Raw genomic sequence first — 6,417 nt, forward strand, 5'->3', positions numbered from 1 at the left:
GCGGCGGCGCGCTCCCCCGCGGCACCCGGCGCGGGCGTGCCGTCGGCCGCGGCCGGCTCGACCACCCACCGCACGGTCCCGATCGTCGCGCCGCCGCCGGCCTCGACGCGGCCGACCAGCTCGTGCGGCGGGCGCTCGACGGCGAGTCGGATCCAGAGCGTGCGGCGGATCCCGAGGGGGCCGCGCAGGCGGACCTGCGAGCGCTCGCCGTCATAGGCGCGCAGCGGCTCCAGCCGGCGGCCGAGCAGCTGCCAGTGGCGGTCGGGCTCGGCGAGGAAGGCGAAGATCTCCTCGGGTGCGGCGGCGATCGTGCGGGCGGCGCGGACTTCCACGCGCGGGACGATGACGGGTCGGGTGGTCGCCGCCGCTCTACGTGCGCGCCAGCGCGCGCGCCCGCAGCACGATCGCGGCGAGCAGCGCGCTGGCGCCGAGCAGGCCGATGCTGACGAGCAGCACGACGTGCAGACCGCTCATGAAGGCGTCCTGCGCCGCCGCGACGAGCGCGTCGCCGACCGCGCTGGGCAGCCCGGAGGCGACCTCGACGGCGCGGCCGAGCGACTCGCCCGCATCGTGCAGTTGCGCGTCGCCGACGCCCGGCACCGCGCCGAGCGCGTCGCTGTAGACGGCCGTGAGGATCGAGCCGAGCACGGCGACGCCGAGGCCGCCGCCCAGCTCGTAGGCGGTCTCCTCGATCGAGGCGGCGTTGCCGGCGCGGTCGGCCGGAACGGCGGAGATGATCACGTCGTTGGCCGCCACCAGCGCGACCTCGAGGCCGAAGCCCAACGCGACGAACGGCAGCGACAGCAGCAGCACCTGGTCGTCGAGCCCGAGCGCCAGCAGCGGCACCAGCGCGATGGTCGTCAGCAGCAGCCCGCCGGTGATCGTCGTGCGCGTGCCGAGGCGGCGCAGCAGCGGTGCCGCCAGCAGGCCGCCGGCGAGGCTCGCGAGCATCAGCGGCAGCAGCCGCACGCTCGCCGCCAGCGGCTCCAGTCCGAGCACGAGCTGGAGGTACTGGGCGAAGAACAGCTCCAGCCCGACGAGGCCGAACATCGACAGCATCACGCAGCCGGTCGCGACGCTGAAGGCGCGGTCGGAGAAGAGGCGCACGTCGAGCAGCGGCTCGCTGCGCGACAGCTGGCGGCGCGTGAAGGTGCTCAGCGCCGCGATCGCGAGCAGCAGCGTGGCGAGCGGGAGCGGGTTCGCAAAGCCGTGGCGCGCCCCCTCCTTCAGTCCGAACGCGAGCGCGAGGATGCCGACGCCGGCGAGCACGACCGCGAGCGTGTCCCACGGCGGCGGGACCTGCGCCTTGCTCTCCGGCAGCAGCTTCAGTCCGAGCGGCAGCACGATCAGCACGACGGGGACGTTGATCAGGAAGACCGCGCCCCACCACCAGTGCTCGACGAGGAAGCCGCCGACGAGCGGGCCGAGGGCGGCGCCGCCGGCCATCGTCGCGCTCCAGATGCCGACGGCGGTGCGGCGCTCGTCGCGGTCTTCGAAGGCGTCGCGCACGATCGACATCGAGGCCGGCAGGATGAAGGCGCCGCCGACGCCCATGATCGCGCGCGCGGCGATCAGGACGGCCGCGCTCGGCGCGAAGGCGGCGAGCGCGGAGGCGGCGCCGAAGACGGCGAGGCCGGCGAGCAGCAGGCGCTTGCGGCCGAAGCGGTCGCCGAGCGCGCCGGAGGCGACCAGCAGCGGCGCGACGACGAGCGGGTAGACGTCGATGATCCACAGCAGGCCGACGGCCGAGGGCTGCAGATCCTCGGTCATCGCGGGGGCCGCGACGTGCAGCACGGTCACGTCGATGACGACGACGAGGATCGCCGCGCAGACGACCGCGAGCACCGTCCAGCGGCCCGCGGAGGCGGGCAGGCGCGGGCTCATGGTCGCGTCCAGGTGCCGCCGGCCGGCGGCTCGGTCGAGCCCCGAGCGGCGATGCCGCCGAGGATCGTCGCGCGCAGCAGGCGTCCCGCCTCACGCGCGCCGACGTGGCCGTCCTCGATCGTCCACCAGATCGCCTCGAGCTGCGCGCCGACCGAGTAGGTCAGCCAGCGCGGCGGCAGGTCGGGACGGAAGGCGCCGGCCGTCTGTCCGCGCTCGAAGAAGCGGGTGAGGCGATCGTCCTGGAGCTGGATCTCCTCGACGAGCGCCGGCACGCGGTACACGTACGGCTCGGCGAACAGCAGGGCGAAGCCCTTCGCGAGCGCGAGCGCGTCGTCGAGCAGGCGGTCGAACGCCTCCAGCACCGGGCGATCGTCGATCCCGGCGGCGTCGAAGGCGCGCTCGCACTCCGCGAGCACGTGCCGGCTGAGCCGCTCGACGAGCGTCTCGCGGTCGCCGAAGGCGCGGTGCAGCGTCGTGCGGCTGATGCCGGCGGCGCCGGCGATCTCCTGCATCGAGGAGCCCGGCTGGCGCGCGAGGACGCGAGCGACGGCGTCGAAGAGCTGTGTCTCGTCCGGCATGGGACGTGAAGGTAGCAGATGAAACAAAAGTGTTTCATGTGGGGCGTGGTTGTTGCGAGGTCTTCGGGCGCGCGTTGGTTGGTCACAACCGTGTCGTTTTGCCCGTCACACATGGGACTTCCCCGTATGGCGGTGGAGTTTTTCCACCCGTAGGTTGTAGCGCCCAGTGCGAACATACGTTCGTGACTTCTGGAACCGGCACTCCTCCCTACGTGATCTTCCGCCAGGCGCTCGACGCCGGTGACCTCTCCCGCATCCGGACGCTCGCGGCGGCGATGCCGCGCATCAGCCTTCAGGACGCGCTGCGCATCTGTCTGCTGATGCGCGAGCACGACGGCTACGAGCGCGCCGCGGTGCGCTGGCTGGGCCGCTTCGCGCTCGAAGCGCGCGCGGCGACGATCGAGGACGTGCAGGCCGCGGCCGCCGCGCTCGACGCCCTGCCCGACCGGCCCGACAGTGCGATGGAGCGGCTCGCGACCGTCTGCACGCAGTGCGGTGTGGCGGGGTAGGTACGGCGCGCAGCTTCTGTGCTCGACCGCACAGATGTGGCGGTCGCCGTCCTCTAACGCGGGCGAACGGGTGGAGGAAAACCTTCGCCATCGGGCCAACAACAGATCCCTTGACGTCCCGCATCATCCCTGTCGTTCTAAATCTCTCCTCCTTAGAACACAAGGGCTGGGAGTCGGTGCACCCGGGGGGGCACGCCGACTCCCAGCCCGATCCCCTTCTTCTCGTGGCTGTGGTGGCCGCTGGTGGTGGCGGGGCTCGTTTGCCGGGTGCGGCGAACGGGCCCCGACCCATTTAAAGGCTCCGCCGCGGATCACCGCGGTGCGTCAGGTGCCGCCCGTCGCGCCGGCGCCGGCCGCGTCCGCCGCCTCGGCCTGTGCCCCGCGGACGATCGTCATCAGCGCGGCGGCGGTGCCGTGCGCGTCCTGGGCGCCGGTGCCGAGCCGGCGCATCGTCAGCCCGATCATCAACGCCACGACCGACTGCGCGTGACGCGCAGGGTCGGGCACGCCGAGCGCCTCCAGCACGGCCGTCCCGAAATCCTCATAGGCGGCGAAGCAGCGCCCCGACGCCTCGTGCAGCGCCGGGTCGCGCGACGCCTGCAGGTGCAGCTCCAGCTCGGCGACCTCGCCGGGCCGCGTCGGATCGTTGTCGAGCAGCTGCTCGACGGCGGCGGCGACCTGCTCAGGGGTCGGCTCGATCGCGCGCAGCTGCTCGGCGATCGCGCCGAGGCGGGCGACCTCCTCCTCGACGTAGCGCAGCAGGCTGTCGCGCAGCAGCTCCGTCTGGCTGCGGAAGTGGTAGGTCAGGGAGCCGAGCGCGACGCCGGCCTCGGTCGCGACACGGCGGTTGGTGACGGCGCCGATGCCGTCGGCGGCGATCACGTGCAGCGTCGCGTGGAGGATCCGCTCGCGCGTGGCGGAGACGGATGCTGACGCCGGCGCGCCCGGTCTGCGCGCCGCGTCCGCGCGCACGGGTGTCGCAGGGGGCTCGATGTGGCGAAGCATAGACGGCGTGGCGTATCGTTCGTTCGAACGAACGAGACCGACGGCGCAAGCGGCGTGCAGCTGCCGCGACCGCCGCCGCATCGCCCTCGATCCGTGGAGGAGCAGCGTGGACGCACCCGGGACGACAACCGACGCACTGGCCTTCGCCGGTGCCGGGACGCTCGCCGCGCTGGTCGCGGCCGGCGATGTGTCCGCACGCGAGCTGGTCGAGCTGTCGCTCGCGCGGATCGATGCGACGCAACCGCTCCTGAACGCCTTCCGCTGCGTGCGCCACGACGCCGCCCTGCGCGAAGCCGACGCGATCGACTGCGCGCGGCGGCACGGCGAGTCGCTGCCGCTGCTGGGCGTCCCGGTCGCGATCAAGGACGACATGGACCTCGCGGGCGAGGCGACCCCGTTCGGCTGCGACGGCGACTTCGCGCCGCGCACCGCCGACGGCGAGGTCGCGCGCCGGCTGCGCGCCGCCGGCGCGATCATCGTCGGCAAGACGACGACGCCGGAGCTGGGCCAGTGGCCGTTCACCGAGGGCCCGGCCTTCGGCGCGACGCGCAACCCGTGGGCGCCCGGGCACACGCCCGGCGGCTCCTCGGGCGGCTCAGCGGCCGCCGTCGCCGCCGGTCTCGTGCCGGTCGCGGTCGGCTCCGACGGCGCCGGCTCGGTCCGCATCCCGGCCGCCTGGACGCATCTCGTCGGCGTCAAGCCGCAGCGCGGACGGATCTCCCCATGGCCCGAGCACGACCCGTTCCACGGCCTCACGTGCATCGGCCCGCTCGCGCGCACCACGCTCGACGCCGCGCTGCTGCTCGACGTGCTCGCCGGCAGCCGCCCCGGCGACCTGCACCGGCCGCCGGCGCCGGGCGAGCCGTACGTGCGCGCCGCCCAGCGCGATCCCGGCAGGCTGCGGATCGCGCTCTCGCTGCGGATCCCGTTCAGCGCGGCGCCGGCGCGGCTCGACGCCGCGGTCCGCTCGCGCGTGCTGTGGATCGCGGGCGTGCTCGCCGACCTCGGCCACGACGTCGAGATCGCTGACCCCACCTACGGGCTGATCGGCGCCAGCTTCATCCCGCGCGCGATGAACGGCCTCGGCGTCTGGGCCGACGACCGCGTCGAGCAGCCCGAACGGCTCGACGAGCGCACCCGCCACGCGATCGCGGTCGGCCGCCGGCTGCGGCCGCTGCTGGGCGCGGCGCGGGCGCTGGAGCGGCCGCTGCGGCGGCAGGTCGGGCGGATCTTCCGCGACTTCGACGTCGTGCTGGCGCCGACGACCGCGACGCCGCCGCCGGCGATCGGCGCGATCGACGGCCTCGGCGGCTGGGCGACCGACAAGGTGATGGTCGCCGCCTGCCCGTACGCGTGGCCGTGGAACGTGCTCGGCTGGCCGGCGGTCAACGTCCCCGCGGGGCTGACCGACGAGGGCCTCCCGGTCGGCGCGCAGCTGCTCGGCCGCGACGGCTCCGAGCCGCTGCTGTTCGCGCTCGCCACGCAGCTGGAGGCGGTCGAGGGATGGGCGGAGCTGCAGCCGCCGGTCGGCGCCTCCTCGAGCGCCTTGCGCGTCGTCGCGTGAACTGCGCGGGAGCGCGTGTCACAGCTCGCTAGGCTGCGTCGTCTCATCCGCGGAACGACGACGAGAACGCGGAAGGAGACGACACGATGAACGTAGCGGTGATCGGAGGGACCGGAGTGCTCGGGCGGCTGGTCGCGGCCGAGCTGATCGCGCGCGGCGACACGGTGCGGCTCGTCAGCCGCAGCGCGCCGGCGGCCGGCAGCGCCGCCGCGCCGCTGCTGGAGGCCGGCGCCGAGCACCGCGCCGCCGACCTCAGCAGCGGTGAGGGCCTGGCGGCCGCGCTCACCGGCGCGGAGGCGGTCGTCGCGGCGGCCAACGATCCGCGCGGCGGCAGAGCGGTGCTGGTCGACGGCGAGCAGCGGCTGCTCGACGCCGCCGCGGCGGCCGGCGTCACGCACCATGTCGCGATCTCGATCGTCGGCTGCGATCGCGTGCCGCTCGGCTACTACCGCGCGAAGATCGCGCAGGAGCAGGTCGTGGCCGGCGGGCCGGTGCCGTGGAGCCTGCTGCGCGCGACCCAGTTCCACCAGCTCGTCGACGGCCTCTTCAGCGCCGCCGCGCGCGGGCGCGTGCAGCTCGGCGGCAAGGCGCTCGTGCAGCCGATCGACCCGGGCGTCGTCGCCGCGCGGCTCGCCGAGGCCGTTCATGCCGGGCCGGCCGGGCGCCTGCCCGACGTCGGCGGACCGCGCGTGCAGACGCTCGCCGAGCTGGGCGAGGCGTGGCGCGCCGCGCATCCCGGGCGGCGGCTGCTGAAGCTGCCCGCGCCGCTGCCGCCGCGGCTCGGCCGTGCGCTGCGCTCCGGCGGCCTGTGCGCGCCCGGCGCGGCGGCCGGCGGCGCCGACTTCGCCGCCTGGTTGGCGGGCGACAAGTCGGGTCG

At 74.8% G+C, this 6,417-nt stretch carries 7 protein-coding genes; 3 read left to right on the forward strand and 4 right to left on the reverse strand.

Annotated elements, in window-relative coordinates:
• The 3 genes from R7226_RS30575 to R7226_RS30585 form a co-directional block, all read right to left on the reverse strand.
• On the reverse strand, positions 1 to 332 hold a 332-nt coding region (locus R7226_RS30575; protein ID WP_318601312.1), incomplete at its 3' end, for an SRPBCC family protein.
• A gap of 37 nt (positions 333 to 369) precedes the next feature.
• Positions 370 to 1,884: an MFS transporter gene (locus R7226_RS30580; protein ID WP_318601314.1), complete on the reverse strand. Its 1,515-nt coding sequence runs from the start codon at positions 1,882 to 1,884 to the stop codon at positions 370 to 372.
• A complete protein-coding gene (locus R7226_RS30585; RefSeq protein WP_318601315.1) occupies positions 1,881 to 2,462 on the reverse strand; it encodes a TetR/AcrR family transcriptional regulator in 582 nt (193 codons plus the stop codon). Before R7226_RS30585 ends, R7226_RS30580 begins: the two co-directional genes overlap by 4 nt.
• A 182-nt stretch (positions 2,463 to 2,644) precedes the next feature.
• Between R7226_RS30585 and R7226_RS30590 the strand changes: the two genes are divergently transcribed.
• Positions 2,645 to 2,971: a hypothetical protein gene (locus tag R7226_RS30590; protein ID WP_318601317.1), complete on the forward strand. Its 327-nt coding sequence runs from the start codon at positions 2,645 to 2,647 to the stop codon at positions 2,969 to 2,971.
• A gap of 324 nt (positions 2,972 to 3,295) precedes the next feature.
• Here R7226_RS30590 and R7226_RS30595 read toward each other — a convergent pair whose 3' ends face one another.
• The gene (locus R7226_RS30595; protein ID WP_318601318.1) at positions 3,296 to 3,943 is read right to left on the reverse strand and encodes a TetR/AcrR family transcriptional regulator; all 648 of its coding nucleotides are present in this window, start codon (positions 3,941 to 3,943) and stop codon (positions 3,296 to 3,298) included.
• A gap of 139 nt (positions 3,944 to 4,082) precedes the next feature.
• Between R7226_RS30595 and R7226_RS30600 the strand changes: the two genes are divergently transcribed.
• Positions 4,083 to 5,540: an amidase gene (locus R7226_RS30600; RefSeq protein WP_318601319.1), complete on the forward strand. Its 1,458-nt coding sequence runs from the start codon at positions 4,083 to 4,085 to the stop codon at positions 5,538 to 5,540.
• 86 nt (positions 5,541 to 5,626) lie between these two features.
• Positions 5,627 to 6,417, forward strand: a 791-nt coding sequence (locus tag R7226_RS30605; RefSeq protein ID WP_318601321.1) for an SDR family oxidoreductase, incomplete at its 3' end; no start/stop codon positions are given.

Origin of the sequence: Conexibacter stalactiti, from assembly GCF_033542075.1 — a bacterium.
In the GTDB taxonomy this organism is placed as follows: domain Bacteria; phylum Actinomycetota; class Thermoleophilia; order Solirubrobacterales; family Solirubrobacteraceae; genus Conexibacter; species Conexibacter stalactiti.